Origin of the sequence: Streptomyces sp. RP5T (genome assembly GCF_003933965.1) — a bacterium.
Taxonomy (GTDB): Bacteria; Actinomycetota; Actinomycetes; order Streptomycetales; family Streptomycetaceae; genus Streptomyces.
In genome coordinates, this window is sequence record NZ_RSAJ01000941.1 from 1 (window position 1) to 2,149 (window position 2,149).

Annotated in this window: 3 protein-coding genes; 2 read left to right on the forward strand and 1 reads right to left on the reverse strand. The window is 66.2% G+C overall.

From position 1 onward, the window contains the following. Together EHS43_RS43205 and EHS43_RS43210 are read left to right on the forward strand one after the other, a co-directional pair. On the forward strand, nucleotides 1-1,055 hold a 1,055-nt coding region (locus tag EHS43_RS43205), incomplete at its 5' end, for a phage/plasmid primase, P4 family (protein ID WP_125195901.1). Continuing rightward, complete coding sequence (locus tag EHS43_RS43210; protein ID WP_125195902.1) at nucleotides 1,052-1,453, forward strand: DUF6009 family protein; 402 nt, start codon at nucleotides 1,052-1,054, stop codon at nucleotides 1,451-1,453. The genes EHS43_RS43205 and EHS43_RS43210, both read left to right, overlap by 4 nt. A gap of 84 nt (nucleotides 1,454-1,537) precedes the next feature. Here the strand turns inward: EHS43_RS43210 and EHS43_RS43215 are convergent, their stop codons facing one another. After that, entirely contained in the window at nucleotides 1,538-1,942 is a 405-nt protein-coding gene (locus EHS43_RS43215; protein WP_312023478.1) for an IS110 family transposase, read from the reverse strand. Between the last annotated feature and the right edge of the window lie 207 nt (nucleotides 1,943-2,149).

Sequence of the window (2,149 nt, forward strand, 5' to 3'; positions counted from 1 at the left end):
CTTACGCCCTGTGCACCCCCCAGGGCGTCGTCGACCTGCGTACCGGGCTGATGAGCGCCCCCGACCCCCACAAGGACTTCCACTCCCGCTCCACCACCGTCGGTCCCCAGCAGACACCCATCCCCCGCTGGCTACGCTTTCTCGCCGACACCTTCGGTGACGACGCCGAAGGCCAGGAAATGATCGATTACCTCCACCTGCTTCTCGGATACTCGATCACCGGCGACGTCGGCGCCCAGATCCTGCCCTTCCTCTACGGCAAGGGCAGCAACGGCAAATCGGTTCTCCTGGACGTCATGATGAAACTGCTCGGGGACTACGCCGACGCCGCTCCTCCCGGCTTCCTCATGGCCAAACCTTTCGAAGGCCACCCCACCGACCTCGCCGAACTCCACGGCCGACGCATCTACGTCTGCTCCGAAATCAGCCCCGGCGACAAATTCGACGAAGCCCGCGTCAAACTCCTCACCGGCGGCGACCGCATCAAAGCCCGCCGCATGCGCCAAGACCCCTTCTCCTTCCAGCCCACCCACAAACTCTGGCTCCTGGGCAACCACAAACCCGAAGTCGGCACCGGCGGCTTCGCCTTCTGGCGCCGCATGCGCCTCATCCCCTTCGAACGTGTTGTCGCCGACGACCGCAAGATTGACAACCTCGCCGACCTCCTCGTCGTCGAAGAAGGCCCCGGCATTCTGCGCTGGCTCATCGACGGCGCCCGCCGCTACCTCTCCAGCGACCGCGACCTCACCGGCCCCCAACGCGTCCGCATCGCCACCAACGCCTACGCCGAGACCGAGGACCACACCGGACGCTTCTACGAGGAATGCTGCCGCCTCGCCCCCGACCTGCGCGCCGAGCAGACGGCCCTCTACGCCGCCTACACCAGCTGGTGCCACAATGAAGGCGCACTGGTGATGTCTTCACGCGCGTTCGCCGCCCGTACTCGCGAACTCGTCGGGCTGGCCTCGCCCAAGGAGATGAAGGTGTCCAACCAGCGCAAGTACTACCCGGGCATCGGACTGCTGACCGACGAGGAGAGGGGCGCCGGCACATGAGTTCTCTGATCGACCCGGACGAGATCAGCCACGAGACCGAACTCGTCTGGCTGGAAGACATCGACAACCTCGACTACGTCCGCCAGAGCCTGGACCGCCTGCCCACCCGTAAAGGCCGCCCCACCTACCGTCGCGACGGCCGCCTCATCGGCTGGGCCAACCTCGCCCCCACTGCCAAAGCCTCCCGCGCCTCCGGCACCTTCCGTCGCCGCGTCTTCTGGCTCCTGCCCCACGACCGCGACAGCCAGCCCGACGGCGACTACGCCAAAGGCGCCCCCTCCGAAGCCGTCGACCCCCGCACCCTCGAACCCCGCGTCAAGGGCTACAAAACCGAACGCTCCCAAGGAGGCCCACCCTCCGCCGCCATGCAAGAACTCGGCATAGAGCTCCCGCTGTAATGCGGGCCCTGATGGCTGCGGGCACATGACGGAACATCGTCCTTGGTAAAGCGGCTAGCTTGACGCTGAAGCTTCTATAGATCGTCAAGTTGTAGTAGACGGGGCGGGTGTGCTGCTGAACGCGCTGGTCAGGTGGTGGTAGACCTCGCGCGCGACGAAGCGCTTGAGGCATCTGAAGATGTCCTTCGTCTTGAGTCCTTCGAGGGTGCGTCGTGCTACATAGTCGCGGGTGCGTGGGTCATGGCGCATGCGGACCAGCACGATGGTGTGCAGCGCGCGGTTGGCCTGGCGGTCTCCGCCACGGCTGAGCCGGTGGCGGTCGGTACGCCCGGAGGAGGCCGGGACGGGTGCGGCGGCGCACAGGTGGGCGAAGGAGGCCTCGGACGCGAGTCTGTCGGGGTTGTCACCGGCGGTGACCAGGAGCTGTCCGGCGGTCTCGGTTCCGACGCCCGGCAGCGCGAACAGGCCGGGTGCGGTGCGGGCGATCAAGACGCGTAGATCGCGGTCCGCGTCTGCTATCTCCTCGCTCAAGTGCCGGTAGCGCTTGGCCAGGCGCTAGGTGTTCTGTACCGGGAGGTTGTGGACGGGTGAGCCAGGTCTCGGTTGAGGGATCTTGAACGGGTGAGGGCCTTCCGGTTCGGTGTGGATTGCGACGTCTACACCGACCAGAAAGGCCCTCGTGGTCCACCGTAATGC

What these genes read in the sequence shown, in the direction of transcription:
- EHS43_RS43210 (WP_125195902.1), top strand. Translation starts at nt 1,052, where the DNA reads ATGAGTTCTCTGATCGACCCGGACGAGATCAGCCACGAGACCGAACTC.